The organism is Mucilaginibacter lacusdianchii (genome assembly GCF_009770985.1).
In the GTDB taxonomy this organism is placed as follows: Bacteria; Bacteroidota; Bacteroidia; order Sphingobacteriales; family Sphingobacteriaceae; genus Mucilaginibacter; species Mucilaginibacter lacusdianchii.
Map to the genome: position 1 here is coordinate 558,753 of NZ_WSRW01000003.1, position 15,990 is coordinate 574,742.

The 15,990-nt window shown below is 41.2% G+C and carries 17 protein-coding genes; 6 read left to right on the forward strand and 11 right to left on the reverse strand.

The window, feature by feature from the left end; genetic code table 11:
• The first annotated feature begins 37 nt into the window (after window positions 1-37).
• Window positions 38-421, forward strand: coding sequence for a hypothetical protein (locus tag GPM24_RS15810; RefSeq protein WP_158827909.1), 384 nt, complete (start codon window positions 38-40; stop codon window positions 419-421).
• 20 nt (window positions 422-441) lie between these two features.
• Here GPM24_RS15810 and GPM24_RS15815 read toward each other — a convergent pair whose 3' ends face one another.
• From GPM24_RS15815 to argB, 3 genes are all read right to left on the reverse strand, one after another.
• Window positions 442-1,821, reverse strand: coding sequence for an aspartate kinase (locus tag GPM24_RS15815; RefSeq protein ID WP_158827911.1), 1,380 nt, complete (start codon window positions 1,819-1,821; stop codon window positions 442-444).
• Between the two features lie 95 nt (window positions 1,822-1,916).
• A complete protein-coding gene (gene proC, locus GPM24_RS15820; RefSeq protein WP_158827913.1) occupies window positions 1,917-2,732 on the reverse strand; it encodes a pyrroline-5-carboxylate reductase in 816 nt (271 codons plus the stop codon).
• 5 nt (window positions 2,733-2,737) lie between these two features.
• Entirely contained in the window at window positions 2,738-3,529 is a 792-nt protein-coding gene (gene argB, locus GPM24_RS15825; protein WP_158827915.1) for an acetylglutamate kinase, read from the reverse strand.
• 164 nt (window positions 3,530-3,693) lie between these two features.
• Here argB and GPM24_RS15830 point away from each other — a divergent pair, with 164 nt between their 5' ends.
• The 4 genes from GPM24_RS15830 to GPM24_RS15845 all read left to right on the forward strand — a co-directional run bounded on the left by GPM24_RS15830 (window position 3,694) and on the right by GPM24_RS15845 (window position 7,651).
• On the forward strand, window positions 3,694-4,062 hold the full coding sequence (locus tag GPM24_RS15830) for a BlaI/MecI/CopY family transcriptional regulator (protein WP_158827917.1): 369 nt from the start codon (window positions 3,694-3,696) through the stop codon (window positions 4,060-4,062).
• A complete protein-coding gene (locus GPM24_RS15835; RefSeq protein ID WP_158827919.1) occupies window positions 4,059-5,747 on the forward strand; it encodes a M56 family metallopeptidase in 1,689 nt (562 codons plus the stop codon). Before GPM24_RS15830 ends, GPM24_RS15835 begins: the two co-directional genes overlap by 4 nt.
• Before the next feature lie 223 nt (window positions 5,748-5,970).
• Window positions 5,971-7,272 (forward strand): NAD(P)/FAD-dependent oxidoreductase, encoded by a 1,302-nt coding sequence (locus GPM24_RS15840; RefSeq protein ID WP_158827921.1) that lies wholly within the window; start codon window positions 5,971-5,973, stop codon window positions 7,270-7,272.
• Between the two features lie 139 nt (window positions 7,273-7,411).
• Window positions 7,412-7,651: a hypothetical protein gene (locus GPM24_RS15845; RefSeq protein ID WP_158827922.1), complete on the forward strand. Its 240-nt coding sequence runs from the start codon at window positions 7,412-7,414 to the stop codon at window positions 7,649-7,651.
• 35 nt (window positions 7,652-7,686) lie between these two features.
• On the opposite strand, the gene GPM24_RS15850 is transcribed toward GPM24_RS15845, so the two are convergent.
• The 7 genes from GPM24_RS15850 to GPM24_RS15880 all read right to left on the reverse strand — a co-directional run bounded on the left by GPM24_RS15850 (window position 7,687) and on the right by GPM24_RS15880 (window position 13,738).
• On the reverse strand, window positions 7,687-7,881 hold the full coding sequence (locus GPM24_RS15850; protein WP_158827924.1) for a hypothetical protein: 195 nt from the start codon (window positions 7,879-7,881) through the stop codon (window positions 7,687-7,689).
• A 76-nt stretch (window positions 7,882-7,957) separates the two neighbouring features.
• On the reverse strand, window positions 7,958-8,578 hold the full coding sequence (locus tag GPM24_RS15855) for an FMN-binding negative transcriptional regulator (protein ID WP_158827926.1): 621 nt from the start codon (window positions 8,576-8,578) through the stop codon (window positions 7,958-7,960).
• Window positions 8,579-8,586: 8 nt separating this feature from the next.
• A complete protein-coding gene (locus GPM24_RS15860) occupies window positions 8,587-9,537 on the reverse strand; it encodes an N-acetylornithine carbamoyltransferase (protein ID WP_158827927.1) in 951 nt (316 codons plus the stop codon).
• Window positions 9,538-9,590: 53 nt separating this feature from the next.
• Window positions 9,591-10,736: an aspartate aminotransferase family protein gene (locus GPM24_RS15865; RefSeq protein ID WP_158827929.1), complete on the reverse strand. Its 1,146-nt coding sequence runs from the start codon at window positions 10,734-10,736 to the stop codon at window positions 9,591-9,593.
• A gap of 37 nt (window positions 10,737-10,773) precedes the next feature.
• Complete coding sequence (gene argC, locus GPM24_RS15870) at window positions 10,774-11,820, reverse strand: N-acetyl-gamma-glutamyl-phosphate reductase (protein ID WP_233268878.1); 1,047 nt, start codon at window positions 11,818-11,820, stop codon at window positions 10,774-10,776.
• Window positions 11,821-11,857: 37 nt separating this feature from the next.
• Entirely contained in the window at window positions 11,858-13,051 is a 1,194-nt protein-coding gene (gene argG / locus GPM24_RS15875) for an argininosuccinate synthase (RefSeq protein WP_199269775.1), read from the reverse strand.
• A 9-nt stretch (window positions 13,052-13,060) separates the two neighbouring features.
• Window positions 13,061-13,738, reverse strand: coding sequence for a GNAT family N-acetyltransferase (locus tag GPM24_RS15880; protein WP_158827931.1), 678 nt, complete (start codon window positions 13,736-13,738; stop codon window positions 13,061-13,063).
• 465 nt (window positions 13,739-14,203) lie between these two features.
• Between GPM24_RS15880 and GPM24_RS15885 the strand changes: the two genes are divergently transcribed.
• Entirely contained in the window at window positions 14,204-14,713 is a 510-nt protein-coding gene (locus tag GPM24_RS15885; protein ID WP_158827933.1) for a 2'-5' RNA ligase family protein, read from the forward strand.
• Here the strand turns inward: GPM24_RS15885 and GPM24_RS15890 are convergent.
• Entirely contained in the window at window positions 14,692-15,939 is a 1,248-nt protein-coding gene (locus tag GPM24_RS15890; protein WP_158827935.1) for a dicarboxylate/amino acid:cation symporter, read from the reverse strand. The two genes, GPM24_RS15885 and GPM24_RS15890, sit on opposite strands and share 22 nt — an antisense overlap.
• Window positions 15,940-15,990: the final 51 nt, after the last annotated feature.

Sequence of the window (15,990 nt, forward strand, 5' to 3'; positions counted from 1 at the left end):
ATGCATATATTTTATTATATATGCATGTTCTCTATTAATGAAAGAAAAAGCAATTTTATTAGCAATACTCCTTTACATTACATTTATTTTAATGTTCACATGGTATTGGAGTTTTAACTATCATAAATACACTCATTTTAAAGGAGATGAGTCTTTTTATTTTGTCAAGATCTTAGTATTTAGCAACTATTTGTTCTTAATAGTTGCTAAATATATAATCAGATTTAAAGGAATTTTAGCATTAATTTGGCTGCCTTTGCTTAATGTTTTATTATCTGTATTAGCGGGACTTGTATTGTTTCTCTCTCTTAATATAGGCGGGACAACAGTTGGTATGATTAAATTATATGGGGTTCTTTTTGCGTTAATTAGCATTTTGAGCGCTTGGCCTATACTTAAAAAGATGTCAGTAGCGGTTTAAGCGCCACTGACCTCGCAAAATTACTTACCCATTTCTTTATTCAAGGCAATAACCGCATTATCAAAATCTTCGCGGGCTACAATGAATTGAATGTTCACTTTCCGCAAAGCAAAGCCGGCGCTGATGATATTAATGTTAGCCTCGGCCAGGGCTTTAGATGATTGAGCCAGTAAGCCTAGCTTGTCCATATTGGAACCAATCAGGCATACCATGGCCACCTTTTCTGAGGTTATCTTTTCAAAATTGCTTTCCAGTTCGTCAATCAATCCTTGCTTAAAATCTTTTTGCCAAATAACGATAGAGATGCTGTTGGCACTGGTTGCTTTAAAATTGTAGCTCACCCCATGATTGGCAAAAATCTGCATAATTTGTAAATCGGTACCTACGTTGCCCACCATCAAAGGGTCGTAAATATCAATCATCATTAGCTTATTGGTACCGGTTATTACCTCTACGCGTTTTTCGGGCGATATATACTCGCGGGTAATCAGCGTTCCGGGGTGCTCTGGCTCAAAAGTGTTTTTGATACGCAGGTTTATGTTGTTAATTTCCAGTGGCTTAGAAGCCTTTGGGTGAATAGCTTCCATACCTACGTCGGCCAGTTGGTCGGCCACATCATAGTTGGTAAAACCTACCGGGATACACTGATCCTGACCTACCAGTACAGGATCGGCCGAACATAAGTGATACTCTTTATGAATAATCGCCTCGGCCGGGTTAACTGCAACGGCAATTTTACTGAAAGTTACTTCCGAATAGCCACGGTCAAATTCGCGCATAATACCCTCGGTACCTTTCGTGTAACCTGTGGCGATACAGATCGTATTTGCAAATTCAATATCTTTAAATGCCTGGCGGATACGTTGGTCAATGGTGTAAGGTTCGTGATCATAAAATCCGCTCAAATCTACCAGCGTAGCGTTGATGCTCATGTTTTGCAAAATGTTGGTAAATACAAATGCGGAATGCGTTTCGCCTATAGAAGCCAAAATTTCGCGGGCGGCCTGTAAAATACCCTCGTTGCTCACATAGCCCGAAGCCAATATGCCCGATAAGTGCTTTAAAAAGCCTTCGGCATGGCGTACATGATCTTCAATGAATTGATCGGCTACGGCCAGGTTTAATCCCAACGGAACATATTTTTGGTTCAGTTCCTTGAGCTGGGCAATTAAGTTATTCAGCGGCTCGGTAAATTCCTGCTGTTTAGCAATAAGGTGGTAAACACCAGGTGCGCCGGTTTTCTTATTCTCTAATAAGATATTGGTTACGCCCGAAAATGCAGACACCACAAAAATGCGGTTATAAAGCTCGCTACCGGTACGTTTGTAAGTAATAATGTTTTTTATGACGTCGGACAAAGCACTCATTGACGTGCCACCGATTTTTTCAACTGTTAACATGGTATAACCTATCTAGTAAAAACGTGCGAATGTACACGGATTGGCTAAGTAAACAAAAGATTATTATAAGATTAATTCATTTGCAGCCAGCCGCTTTAATCTTCCTTTTTATAAAGCACACCCGCTTTATCGGCTGACATTTTAATTCCCTTAATCATGGCCGAGCTAAAGCCGTTGTGTTCCATTTCATTCAGTCCGGCAATGGTACAACCTTTTGGTGATGTTACTTTGTCAATTTCCTGTTCGGGATGCGAAGCCAGTTGCAGTAATAAATCTGCTGCCCCTTTAGCTGTTTGGGCAGCCATTTTTAAAGCATCGTGGGCATGAAAGCCAATTTCGGTACCGCCCTGTGATGCTGCACGGATAGAACGTAAGAAGAAAGCGATACCACAAGCACAAAGTGCAGTAGCCGAGGTCATGAGTTCTTCATTAATTTGAATGCTGATGCCAACCGTGTCAAACAAAGATTTAACCAGCTCCATATTTTCGCTGTTAGCTTTATCTGTAGCCACGCAGGTCATGGAGTGACCAATAGCAATGGCCGTGTTGGGCATAGCACGAACTACCTGCAATTCCAAGCCTGTATGCTGTCGTATATCCTGACAGTTAACGCCTGAAATTACCGATATATACAACTGCTTATCTGGTTGCATGGCCGGTTTTATTTCATCAAGCAATTTGTTCAACTGCTGGGGCAATACGGCTAAAACGATAATGTCAGCACCTTGTACAGCTTCCATATTGTCTGCCGTGGTAATGAAGCCTTCCGTAGCAAGCGGCGCTAAAGCAGCTATGTTGCGGCGCGTAAGTGTGATTTGTTGCGGCTGATACCTGCCTGCCTTAACCAGACCTTTTGCCAGTGATAAACCAATATTGCCGCTGCCTAAAATGGCGATGTGTTGTGTGCTCATAAATTTTATAAACTTAAACGTGTTCCAAATGGCTCATTCTTGCTAAACTGTTTAAGGTCGTCAGATTTGCCTATGATCACTGCCTTTACGCCGCTACCAATGGCTGCAAAAGCATTATCCAGCTTGGGCAGCATGCCACTATGTATAATTTGCTGCTTCTTCAGCTCCTCATATCGTGCTGGATCTATATCTCGTATCAGTGAATCTTCATCGTCTATATCCTGCAGTACACCTTTTTTCTCAAAGCAATAAATTAAGGTAGTTTCATAATGCCTAGACAATGACACCGCTAAGGCCGATGCTATCGTATCGGCATTCGTGTTCAACATTTGCCCGTCACCATCATGTGTTAAGGCACAAAATACAGGAGTGAAGCCCGCCTGCATCAAAGCGCTAATGTTTTCGGCGTTTACCGAGGTGCCGTCCAAATCTCCCACAAAGCCGTAATCGATAGTTTTAACCGGGCGCTTTTTAGCTTTAATAAAGTTACCATCGGCACCGGTCAGACCAATGGCATTGGTGCCAAAGCGTTGCAATTGGGCTACAATGTTTTTGTTGATTAGTCCGGCATATACCATGGTTACCACGCGCAGTGTTTCAATGTCGGTAATACGCCGTCCATCCACCATCTGGGTCTGTACACCCATTTTATCAGATAGCTGGGTAGCCACTTTGCCACCGCCATGCACCAGTATCTTGTATCCGTCAATAGCCGTAAAGTCTTTCAGAAAGTGGTATAGGTTTTCGGAATTGTCAATAACGTTGCCGCCTATTTTAATAATATATAAAGGTTTCATAAACCAAAATGCGAGTAAAGCTTGTAAGACAGCTATAATAGTGAATTTTGATAACAAATGATTTAATCTGTTCAAAAAACAATATTCTTAAGATTTAACTGATAAATAAGTTATAAAACTTAAAAATTAGTTGTATAACTGAAAAATCAGTTTTATATTTGGATATGGAAGAACTTACTAGAACGGAAGAGCGTGTAATGCAGATACTTTGGAAGCTAAAAAAAGCTTTTGTGAAAGATATTATTGACGCGATGCCCGACGAGCCCAAACCGCCCTATAATACTATATCGTCGGTAGTAAGGTTGTTAGAAAAGAAAGAATATGTGGGTTATAAAGCTTATGGCAAAACCTATGAATATTTTCCGCTCATCAGTAAGGCAGACTACCGTAAAGCTTCATTTAAAAAAATGTTCACCAATTATTTTGACAGCTCGGTTGATAGCCTATTGTCTTTTATGGTTAAAGAACAAAAGTTGAGTGAAGAGGATATTCAAAAAATTCAGGAGATGATCAATCAAAACTCAAAAAAATGAAGCTTTTTATTTATCTGTTGCAGACTACTGCTTGCTCTGGCATTTTTTATGCTTTTTATTTTTTGTTGCTTAGGCGGTATACATTCTTTACGCTCAACCGCTGGTATCTCTTGGGTACTTTATTACTAAGCTTAATTATACCGGCAATTACTTTCCCGGTTAAACAGGTGGCGCATATGGATATGCTGCAGCCTGTAATTTATATGCAGCAAATGCAAGTTGAAAAGGAGCCTGTAACGCGTGTTTTAAAATATAACGTTGATAGCACTCTAGCAATAAATTGGCTGCAAATTGTAAAAGGAGCTTACATTGTGCTGGCCATCATTTCGTTGTTGCGCTTTTTATCAACGCTTATCGTATTTGCATACCGCGCCCGGAGTAACAGTTTAATGCAGATCGGTAACGTTCAGGTCATCAAAAGTGCAGGTCGCATGGGTAACAGTTCGTTTTTCAATGTAATATTTTTAAATGATGACACACTAAATGCCGACGAAGTGAAGCAGATACTTGCGCACGAATTGTTGCACGTTAAGTTAATGCATTCATTAGATAGAGTTTTGGCACGTTTTACACAGATCGTACTGTGGTTTAACCCTTTTGTGTATGCTTACATACGGTCAATTGAAGAAAATCATGAGTTTGAGGTAGACCGTATTGCAGCCCTTGAAGCCGATAAAAGCTGGTATGCCACTTTATTGTTTAAATTATCTGTATCTAATCAAAGCTCGCTATTCCAAAATTTTAGTAAAGCACCGCTTAAAAAGCGTGTGGCCATGTTGTTTAACCAACCCACCAACCATATGAAAAAAATGATGTACTTGCTGGTACTACCGGTGGTAGTGCTTAGCTGTTTGGCTTTTGGCAGATTAAATACTGACAACGTCGCCAAAGTGAACTTCAAATTATTAAAATCGGTTAATAGTGAGAGATCACAAGCCGATACAGTCGATATTAATAAATTTCGGCAGATTGACCGGCTAAAGGGTAGGGGAAGAAAGGTGCAATCCCCAACGACATCAGAACAATATGCTCAGACAGCCGATTACAAGCAAAAGAATGCAGCTGTTGAAAAAGTAAGCGGTAAAATGTTAACGTATAAAGTAATGTCGGTGTTTGATAGCAGTTTTGTGATGGGCCATATTATTGGCTACAAGGTATTACATAACAATTACTCTTACATACTTAATACCAAGTACGGGCAGTTGAAAGAACTTAAAAATCAGTTAAAGCCGGGTGATGAAATAGAAATGAATGTGTTTAGTGCGGCTTATGGTAACGCTACACCGATTGTAATTGAACCTGCCCTGGTAATTAAAAATGGTATTAAACTTTTTCAATTAGCTGAAGCCGATATTATACCAAAAGCTCCCTTTTTGTATGAGGCTAATCGCGTACGTTTCACCGATGGGCAAGTAACTAAAATTCAGAAATATCCGAATGGTAAATGGAAAAGTGCAGTGGTAGAGGTAGTTAATGGGTATAAGATAAAATTTAATGTAAAACCTTCTGCACCGGCATTTGAGGATATTGAAGATGGTGATCATGTACGGTTTCGTTTTGTGCACGAACGTAAAAGTGGAAGCAAAGAGTATACGGTTGACGATTGGGTTTCATTATCCGCTAACATTAAGGATTACGGCACCAAAAATCCAGACTTCTTTTTTAAATTTTATGAGAAAATTTAATGTAAACAAAAGCGCCGGTATATTCATACCGGCGCTTTTGTTTAATTGGCTAAAAGTGCCTTAAACACGGCGAAGTTTTAGCGCGTTTATAGTAAAATAAAGGTTGAGTTGATTAGATATCAGCATTAGTAACAGTTGTGTAAACAACGGCTTATTGAAACATAAGCTCGATGTACTGGTTTTAAGCTTGAATATTTACTGCTGATTCTATCTATCAGAACCTATGAACGTAAACCATGTATCTAGTAAGCCCCGTATCGTTATTATAGGCGGCGGTTTTGCCGGCATTAATTTAGGCCGATCTTTAAGCGGGCACAACGTTGAAGTTATAATGCTGGATAAGCATAACTATCATACCTTTCAGCCATTATTATATCAGGTTGCTATAGGCGCTATTGAAGCTGATGCAGTTGGCTATCCTATACGTCGTATTTTTGCCGGTCAGGAAAATTTTACTTTTCATTTGGCCGAAGTGCAAAAAATCAGTCCTGAAAGTAATACGGTAAATACAAACGTTGGCGATTTTACTTATGATTATTTAGTGATAGCCACTGGCTCCAACACAAATTACTTCGGCAACAAAGAGATGGAGCATTTTACCATGCCCATGAAAAATATACCCGAGGCGTTAAACTGGCGTAGTTTAATGGTGCAAAACCTTGAAAAAGCCTTGTTAACCTCTGACCCAATAGAACGTGCAGCCTTGCTAACTTTCGTGGTTGTGGGGGGCGGGCCAACCGGTGTGGAAATGTCGGGCGCACTGGCCGAGATGCGCTTGCACATGCTCACTAAAGACTATCCAACCTTTAAGCCTGATGATATGAAGGTTTATCTGGTAGAAGGTAAACCCGAATTAATAGCCGCCATGTCTGAACGGGCTTCCATTAAGGCTAAACAGTTCCTGATCGATATGGGCGTTGTGATATACACTGGCGTACATGTGCAAAGCTACAATGGTGAAGATTTAAAAATAGATAACGGTGTGGAACTGAAAGCCCGTTCGGTGTTTTGGGCAGCCGGTGTTAAAGGTGAGGTTCCCGACGGGCTGCCTCAAGAAGTGGTGGTTAGAGGGGCACGTATACAAACCGACGAAATAAACAGGGTGAAGGGCTTTAATAATATTTTTGCGATAGGCGATGTTTCGGCAATCGTTAATACCGATACGCCTAACGGCCATCCGGGCGTGGCACCAGTGGCTATACAACAGGGGAGTCACTTGGGTAAAAACCTGATTCGCATCATTAAGGGCGAAGCGCCGGTACCATTTGAATACCGCGATAAAGGTACCTTGGCAACAGTAGGACGTAACAAGGCAGTAGCCGATTTAGGTAAACTAAGATTTCAAGGCTTTTTTGCCTGGTTGCTGTGGTTGTTTGTGCACGTGATGACGCTGGCCGGCTTTAGTAACAAGCTAATTGTATTTTTCAGCTGGATTATCAACTACTTTACCAGAAACACGGATAACCGTATGATACTACACAATTTTGATACGGAAACTATGAAAACAGATCCAATTGCCAAGTAGTACCAACGCTTGAGGTTAATAATATGATTGCCTTTAATAATATTTGGCTGCATAATTAATTTTTTGATAAATTTTGTTAACAATAAGGTAAAAATGTTGTTAAGCTATAAGAAAAGAATTTATTTAATAACTCAAAATCATGGCAACAAACTTCAATCCTGAACATAGCGAAGGCCCAGTAGCCAAAGCTATCGAACAGCAAACGGCAAAGTTGCCTTCAGATTTATTTCTGTGGGCTGCTGTAGGCGCTATCGGCGTTTCGTTAACGTTAAAATTAATGCAAAAAGATAAGCTGGCCTTGTTTGTAGGTCAGTGGCCTGCACCATTTTTACTGTTAGGCTTGTACAACAAATTAGTGAAATTAGAAGGCAGCGACTGAAAAAGTAGTTTGCCAGAAAATAAATAAGCCGGTGGTTATTTAACCATCGGCTTATTTTTTACCAAGTTTTCGCTGCTGAATGAGCTAAGCGCCCATATAATAAGGCCGATTATAACTGCTAGTATAATGCCGAAAATAAATCCGCCTTTAAATACATCGCCAATCAACTGGCAGCCTGACAGAGTAAACGTACTGAATAACACAAATAGGGCTAATAACAATTTTTTCATAGTACCTTAAATTTTGGTGTTGTAGATAATTGAATTACAAACCAATTAACCGATAGTTTTCAAGATATCTTTAATGCTATTGCAATTTCTGTTCTTCCTTTTGCATATAAGTACCAATAGCTTGTGTATTCGCGTCAGTGCTATTGCTTAGTGCATTGATAACGGATTGCCTGTCTGCTTCTGATCGGTTTTGACTGAGTTTCTTTTTACCCTGTAAATCCGTTACTTCAATATCAAAAACGGTGATGCCTTTAACCAACTTAAGTTTATACTCCATCGGTAACCCGTCCCATTGTGCAAGATAATCGACATCGTAAGTGGCTATCATTTCTTCCAACGCTGTTAGCTGCTGGCCTTCGTCTGTAACAAGTACGGGCTTTCCATAAGCATGTACAGCCATATAGTTCCAGGTGGGTACATTTAGCTCTTTCTCATAATGCTTAGGGGCAATATAAGCATGTGGCTCTGTAAAAATTACCAACACCTTTTCTGATTCTAACCCAATTGATTGCGGATTAGGTTTAGCCAGATGGGAAGATAAAATTACTTTTCCTTCGTGCACTTTAACCACAAAAGGCAGATGCGTAGCGGAGGGCAGGCCGTTATCAACGGATACCAGTGTGGCAAAACTGTAGCGTTGCATAAACGCTACAGTTTCGTTAATATCGGTAAGTGCGAATGGTTTAGGCGTGTACATTGTAACAGCTATGATAAGCTATCTAGAAGCTGTTTCAATACAGCCTGTGCTGCCCAAACGCGGTTACCAGCTTCATGAATTACTACTGAGTTTGGCCCATCTAAAATTTCGTCAGATAATTCCAGGTTGCGGCGTACAGGTAAGCAGTGCATCACTTTGGCATTGTTGGTTGCCTGTAAGCTTTCGTTGGTAAGCATCCAATCGTCATGGCCTTTTATTACTTTGCCATAAGGCTCATAGGCCGACCAGTTTTTTACATAAATAAAGTCGGCACCTTGCAAAGCTTCCTGTTGGTTATGGGTAATAAAGGCTCCGTCTGTAAAGTCGGTATTCAACTCATAACCTTCTGGATGAGCAATTACAAAATCAACATCGGCTTTACACATCCATTCTGCAAAAGAATTGGGTACGGCCTGTGGCAGCGGCTTAATGTGCGGCGCCCAAGTTAACACCACTTTAGGGCGTGCTTTAGTTTTCAATTCTTCAATAGTAATTGAATCGGCCAGGCTTTGCAACGGGTGGCGGGTGGCCGATTCTAAACTTACAATAGGTACACCACAATACTCTACAAACTTATTAAACACCTGCTCGCTATAATCTTCTTCACGGTCTTTTAATCCCGGGAAAGAACGTACACCAATGATATCAACATACTGGCCTAAAACGGCAGCCGCTTCGCGCACGTGCTCAACGGTAGTGCCATTCATCACGGCTCCGTCTTGCAATTCCAAAGCCCAACCTTCCTTATCTATATTGAGCACCATTACATTCATGCCCAAATTCAGAGCCGCTTTTTGGGTGCTCATGCGGGTACGCAGACTAGGATTCAAAAATACCAGCCCAATGGTTTTGTTTTTACCCAGTTGCTGATTAGCGTATGGATTTTGCTTATGTTGTAAAGCCTCGGCAACCAAGGCATTGATATCGGTAACGTCGTGTACAGATGTGAATTGTTTCATGAAGCTTTGCCGGCCTCCCGTAACGGGAGAAGGTGTTAATAGTGATTGAATAGTTAAACTACGGTTTCTGGAGTGGATTGTAATACCTGGGCAAATGCCTGTAAAAATTGGTCGGCATGTGCTTTGGTTAAGTTCAGCGCCGGTAACAGGCGGACTACATTAGGCTTAGCCTCACCAGTAAAGATGTGATGTTTGTACAATAGGTCTTTACGTACATAAGCCAGCTCTTCGGGCAGTTCAATGCCAATCATTAAACCACGGCCTCTTACTTCTTTTACCTGCTCAAACTTTTTCAATTCCTCTATTAAGTAAGCGCCCACTTCGGCAGCGTTCTGCATCAGGTTATTTTCTTCCATTTCCTCCAGTACTGCCAGCGCTGCCGCACATGCCAGGTGGTTACCGCCAAAGGTAGTGCCCAACATACCATAAGATGGTGCAATTTTAGGCGAAATGATAATACCACCGATAGGGAAACCGTTACCCATACCTTTAGCCATGCTATAGATGTCGGCATTTACACCGGCAAAATCGTGTGAGAAAAATTTACCGGTACGACCATAACCGCATTGTACCGAGTCGGCAATAAACACGGCGTTGTACTGGTCGCACAGTGCACGTATCTTTTGCAAAAAGCTTTCTGTAGCTACCTGTATACCGCCAACGCCTTGTATACCTTCAATAATTACGGATGAGATATCGTTTTGGGCAAAAGCTTGCTCTAAAGCAGCTTCATCGCACCAAGGCAAAAAGATGACGTTATCAGTTTCGTTAATTGGGGCTACAATTTTTGGATTGTCGGTAACAGCAACGGCTAGTGAAGTACGACCATGGAAAGCTTTGCGAAACGCAATCACTTTCTTTTTACCGTTATAAAAGGACGCCAGTTTTAAGGCGTTCTCATTTGCCTCAGCACCCGAGTTGCATAGAAATAATTGGTAGTCATCTTTACCAGATACCTTGCCCAGCTTTTCTGCCAGTTGCTTTTGCAACGGAATTTCAATAGAATTAGAGTAAAAACCTATCTGATGCAACTGATCTTCCAATCGTTTAACGTATCGTGGGTTGGTATGACCGATAGAAATTACGGCATGACCGCCATACAGATCCAGATACTCGGTGCCCTGAGCATCATAAACCAAACTACCAACACCCTTAACAATCTCGATGGGATTAATCGGGTAAACATCAAATAGTTTCATGTTCTGAACTAAATTAAAACTTTAAAAATATAGTTAATTAAAAAGCTGTTGCTTTTAAGCGTAAGCCCGAGGTTTCTTCTAAACCAAAAAGTAAATTCATATTTTGCACTGCCTGTCCCGATGCACCTTTCAGCAGGTTATCCATAATGCTGATAATGAATAGCTTGTTGCCTTTTTTCTGCACTTGTATAAAGCATTTATTGGTATTCACAATTTGCTTTAAATCTATATTACGGGTGGTAACATGCGTAAAGGGATGGCCACTGTAATAATCTGTATAAAGCCTTACAGCCTCCTCTGCAGTTAAATCGCTGTCTAAATACATAGAGGCAATGATGCCACGTGTAAAATCGCCACGATAAGGAATGAAGTTGATTGGCTTATCAAAATTGCCTTGTAACTGCTTCACGGATTGGCCAATTTCATTTAAATGCTGATGATCAAATGCTTTGTAGACAGACAAGTTATCATTGCGCCAGGTAAAGTGCGATGTGGCCGACAGGCTTTGCCCAGCACCGGTTGAACCGGTAGTAGCCGTAATATGCACTTCTGCATTTAGTTTGTTGTTGGCGGCAAGCGGCAGCAGGCCTAATTGCAAGCAGGTAGCAAAGCAACCAGGATTAGCAATGTTGGCGGCTGTTTTAATAGCATCGCGGTTTAATTCGGGCAGGCCATATACAAATGTACGGGAAGCGTTATCAGTATCTGGATAAGTAATGTTTAATTTATCCTTCAGCCGAAAATCCTGACTTAGATCTATTACCTTAACCTTTTCCGGAAAAGGATTGGCTGCCAGGAATTTTCGCGCATCGCCGTGTCCAACGCATAAAAACAGTACGTCAATGTGGTTAGATAGTTCGCTGGTGAACTTCAGTTCCGTATCACCAAACAAATCGGTATGCACTTCATAAATATAGTTACCAGCATTGCTGTTGCTATGTACAAACTCAATTTCCACATCAGGGTGGTTAAGGAGAATGCGAAGCAATTCGCCACCTGTATAACCGGCACCGCCTATGATGCCTGCTTTTATTTTATTGCCGCCTGATATTGGAACTAATACGGTCGGGACGTTGCTATTCACAATTAATTCTGTCGTTTTTAGTGGATAGATGCAATTATTATTCTTGATTATTCACTTTATGGTAAATCATCACTTGGTTACCGAAGATTTTAGAAAAGCCTTTTACATCTTCGCCACTCCATGCGTTGTTCATTTCACCGTAGCTGCCAAATTTGTTCGACATCAAATCGTGCGCCGACTCAATACCGGTAACTTGGAAACGATAAGGATGCAATTCGACAAACACTTTACCGGTAACGTTTTCTTGTGTATCGGTTAAGAATGCTTCAATGTTGCGCATAATAGGATCATGGAACTGACCTTCATGAAGCCAATTGCCATAGAAAGAAGATAATTGATCTTTCCAGGATAACTGCCATTTGGTTAACACATGTTTTTCTAAAGTATGGTGCGCTTTGATGATCACCATTGGTGCTGCGGCTTCAAAACCTACACGGCCTTTAATACCGATAATGGTATCACCCACGTGAATATCACGACCAATGCCATAAGGCTGTGCAATCGCTTGCAGTGCCTGAATAGCTTTGGTTGGATGCTCGTAACGGGTACCGTTAATGGCAACCAATTCACCTTTTTCAAATTCTAATTCAAGATTACGTGGTTCAGTTGAGGTAACCTGGGTAGGCCATGCATCTTCAGGCAAACCTAAGTTTGAGGTTAACGTTTCTTTACCACCAACTGACGTACCCCAGATGCCTTTGTTGATTGAATACTTCGCTTTTTCAAAGTTCATTTCAACACCGTGTTTCTTCAGGTACTCAATTTCTTCCTCGCGGCTTAGTTTTAGATCACGGATAGGTGTCAGTATTTGCACGTTTGGTACAAGGATGTTGAAGATCATGTCAAAACGTACCTGGTCATTACCAGCACCTGTGCTGCCATGGGCTACATACTCGGCACCAATCTCTTTTGCATAGTTGGCAATTGCGGTAGCCTGGCTTACCCGCTCGGCACTTACCGAAAGGGGATAGGTATTGTTTTTTAACACATTACCATAAGTTAAAAAGCGGACGCAGGTGTTGTAAAAGTTTTCAGTTTCGTCTACCACATGGTGTGAAGTTACGCCCATTTTAAAGGCACGCTCTTCTACATGTTTAAGTTCGTCTTCGCTGAAACCACCGGTGTTTACAATCACCGAGTGAACTTCCAAACCTAAATCGCGAGTTAAATAAATACAGCAAAATGAGGTATCTAAACCACCGCTGTAAGCTAATACTACTTTTTTCTTCATTATTATGTGTTAACCTATCAGTGTAATTAAACTTGTAATAGCCAATGTGAATACTTTAACAGAACCTTTTAAGGCACTTTCTATACGCTCAAGCAAAGTTGCTTTGTGCGTTAATTTTTTTACGCGTTCTTCTTCCTGCTTTTGCTTATCTATAGGGTCCCAAAGCATGGCGGTACACAAGCAGTTTTTACGACCTTTCGCTGTAAGTATATCATAATTTACGCAGCTGCGGCAGCCTTTCCAAAAATCTTCATCCTGGGTAAGTTCCGAATAGGTAACAGGTTCGTAACCCAGCTCGGAGTTAATTTTCATAACGGCCAAACCAGTGGTTAAACCAAATATCTTAGCCTCTGGATATTTTTTGCGAGATAACTCGAATACTTTTTGCTTGATAGCCTTCGCTAAACCAACTTTGCGAAATTCGGGATTTACAATCAGTCCCGAGTTGGCCACAAAATCGCCATGGCTCCAGGTTTCTATGTAGCAAAAGCCAGCCCAGGTACCGTCTTTATGTAATGCAATTACAGCTTTACCTTCCAGCATTTTATTAGCTACATATTCGGGCGATCGTTGAGCGATACCGGTGCCACGTGCCTTAGCTGATGACGCCATTTCTTCACAAATTTGTTGTGCATAATCAACGTGAAGTGCAGAAGCGTCCAGTATATCAAAATCTTGTATGGTCATTAGTATAAAAAGAATACCGTTAAATTAATGGCTTGCGCCTTAAGTAATTAAATGGTTTTGGGGAAGAGAAGTTTAATTAAACTTCAATTTGTAGTATAAAACTGACTAGACCTGTCAATTAAACCCGTGGAATAAACAATCGTCGTCGTAAAATAGGCGCTACAAAAGCAGCTGAAACCAAAGCAACGGCAAACCGGGCAGAAACTGCTACGGTTAAGGGCCTGTATAAGCTTTGAATCTTCATTATTTGACGACGTTGTTTTTGCTTTTTAAATTTTGTGCAAAGTATCAGAATAAATTTTATTTATGCAAGTAAAAAATGCAATATAACATTCAGTTAATAATCAGCTTATCAGCTTAAAATTCAAAGTGTTTACAATTTGGTAAAAGCAAAAGGATTATACGTGAATGGATGAGAATTAAGTAGCTGCTAAACAATCGCTGTTTGGCTAGTGTTAATTGTGCATGCCCGATGCACCGCTGATACTTACGCTAGCTCTTGATGAGCAGTCTCAAACCTATTTTAATCATCTGCGTAAGCTGCATTTCCCGCGCGAACGTAATTACTTGGATGCTCATTTAACGCTCTTTCATCATCTGCCTGCTAATGAACCGCAGGTAATACAAGATATTGAGGCTGCTAGTAAACAGTTTAGCATGAAGGTATTGCAGGTTATCAACGTGGTAAGTATTGGAAACGGAGTAGCATTTAAAATTGAAGACCCATCGTTGCTTACCTTGCATAGAAGTCTGCAGCAGCAATGGCAAGACTGGCTCATTCCGCAAGATCAACACAAACTATGGCCACATATCACCGTTCAAAATAAAGTCACGCCAGATAAAGCCCGTCAATTAAAGAATGAATTTGAACAAAATTTTATGCCGTTTACGGCAACCGGTACAGGTTTAAGCTTATGGGAATACCAAGGCGGGCCATGGAGATTTATAGAATTTTACCCTTTTACCGGTTCTTGATTGGTGGTGATGTCGTCTTTCATCCACCCTCGGCCTTCGGTAAACCGGGCAACCAGCATAGCAGCAGCCGTATCTCCGGTTGCATTAAGCAGGGTGGCCATCGGGTCTACCAGCGTACCAATAATCATCGCTGGCGGTAGTGCCTCGGGAGGGAAACCGTAGGCCGATATAAACAACAGTTCGCCAACATAACCACCATTGGGAATGCCGCCTTCAACCAGGCTCACCAAAACTGTCATTCCTAATGCTAATATAATTACATCTGCGCTGTTAAAGCTTTTGCCAAATAGGGCAAACACCACGGCCATTTTAATAATGGATGATATGCTGGAGCCGTCTTTATGCAACGTGCCGCCCAGTGGGATAGTTACATTGGCAATTACGTCTGATATGCCCATTTTTTTGGCGGCATCTATATTAGCTGGTATAGTTGCTATGCTGCTGCATGTACCCACGGCTGTGGCCGATGGTACAATGTTATTTTGCCAATACCTTTTAAAACCAGTTACACCGCCAGCTACAAAAGCATATAAGCTAAATCCAAAAACATAATAAACGGCGCCAATGCCATAATACAAACCTAATGAGCGGGCATAGGCACCAAACAACTGCGGACCAAATACACCTACTTGATAAGCAAAGTAAGCCCCTAGGCCTATAGGCCCCATCTTCATGATAATAATAAACAGCTGTTTGAAAATTTCATTTCCTGCCGAAAGGAATCGTGCAAACGCCGCGCCTTTTTCGCCGGCACGCAACGCGGCAAAGCCAATAAGTATAGAGAACACAATCATGGGCAACATTGCCTTGCGCGAGAAGAGTTCGAAAAATTCGCCGGTGGTAAAAAGCTGCGTAAGCTGGTCGCCAAACGGTTTCTTTTCGATAGCTTCGGTAATTGGTTTGCCAACCAATTGTTCATGTACCGGAAACAGCCAAACGCCCACAATGGTAATGCACGCTGAAATGAGTACGGTTACCAAAAATACCACACACATAACGCCCATTATTTTGCTGATTTTGCCCGAGCTGCCCAAATTGGCAATGGCGGAGGCTATGGCAAAAAATACTAAGGGTGTAACTGCAACAAAAAGTAGATTTAAGAAAATATCGCCAATAGGCTTTAGTATATCTACCTGTTTACCAAACTGTAGTCCGGCTAAGCTACCCGCAATAATGCCCAGCAAAAGTAAAATGATGCCGCTGTAGTTTTTGAACCAATTTTGCATGTAGCTTAAATGTATTTTAGTTGATGGCCCAGCTAAAATACATTTATAAAC

Bases quoted from the DNA above. Each gene is read 5' to 3' on its own strand.
- GPM24_RS15845 (WP_158827922.1), top strand. From the start codon at position 7,412: ATGGCAACAAACTTCAATCCTGAACATAGCGAAGGCCCAGTAGCCAAA.
- GPM24_RS15840 (WP_158827921.1), top strand. From the start codon at position 5,971: ATGAACGTAAACCATGTATCTAGTAAGCCCCGTATCGTTATTATAGGC.
- argG (WP_199269775.1), bottom strand. From the start codon at position 13,051: ATGAAGAAAAAAGTAGTATTAGCTTACAGCGGTGGTTTAGATACCTCA.
- GPM24_RS15880 (WP_158827931.1), bottom strand. From the start codon at position 13,738: ATGACCATACAAGATTTTGATATACTGGACGCTTCTGCACTTCACGTT.
- GPM24_RS15860 (WP_158827927.1), bottom strand. From the start codon at position 9,537: ATGAAACAATTCACATCTGTACACGACGTTACCGATATCAATGCCTTG.
- GPM24_RS15890 (WP_158827935.1), bottom strand. From the start codon at position 15,939: ATGCAAAATTGGTTCAAAAACTACAGCGGCATCATTTTACTTTTGCTG.
- GPM24_RS15885 (WP_158827933.1), top strand. From the start codon at position 14,204: ATGCCCGATGCACCGCTGATACTTACGCTAGCTCTTGATGAGCAGTCT.
- proC (WP_158827913.1), bottom strand. From the start codon at position 2,732: ATGAGCACACAACACATCGCCATTTTAGGCAGCGGCAATATTGGTTTA.
- GPM24_RS15865 (WP_158827929.1), bottom strand. From the start codon at position 10,736: ATGAAACTATTTGATGTTTACCCGATTAATCCCATCGAGATTGTTAAG.
- GPM24_RS15810 (WP_158827909.1), top strand. From the start codon at position 38: ATGAAAGAAAAAGCAATTTTATTAGCAATACTCCTTTACATTACATTT.
- argB (WP_158827915.1), bottom strand. From the start codon at position 3,529: ATGAAACCTTTATATATTATTAAAATAGGCGGCAACGTTATTGACAAT.
- GPM24_RS15830 (WP_158827917.1), top strand. From the start codon at position 3,694: ATGGAAGAACTTACTAGAACGGAAGAGCGTGTAATGCAGATACTTTGG.
- GPM24_RS15850 (WP_158827924.1), bottom strand. From the start codon at position 7,881: ATGAAAAAATTGTTATTAGCCCTATTTGTGTTATTCAGTACGTTTACT.
- GPM24_RS15815 (WP_158827911.1), bottom strand. From the start codon at position 1,821: ATGTTAACAGTTGAAAAAATCGGTGGCACGTCAATGAGTGCTTTGTCC.
- GPM24_RS15835 (WP_158827919.1), top strand. From the start codon at position 4,059: ATGAAGCTTTTTATTTATCTGTTGCAGACTACTGCTTGCTCTGGCATT.
- GPM24_RS15855 (WP_158827926.1), bottom strand. From the start codon at position 8,578: ATGTACACGCCTAAACCATTCGCACTTACCGATATTAACGAAACTGTA.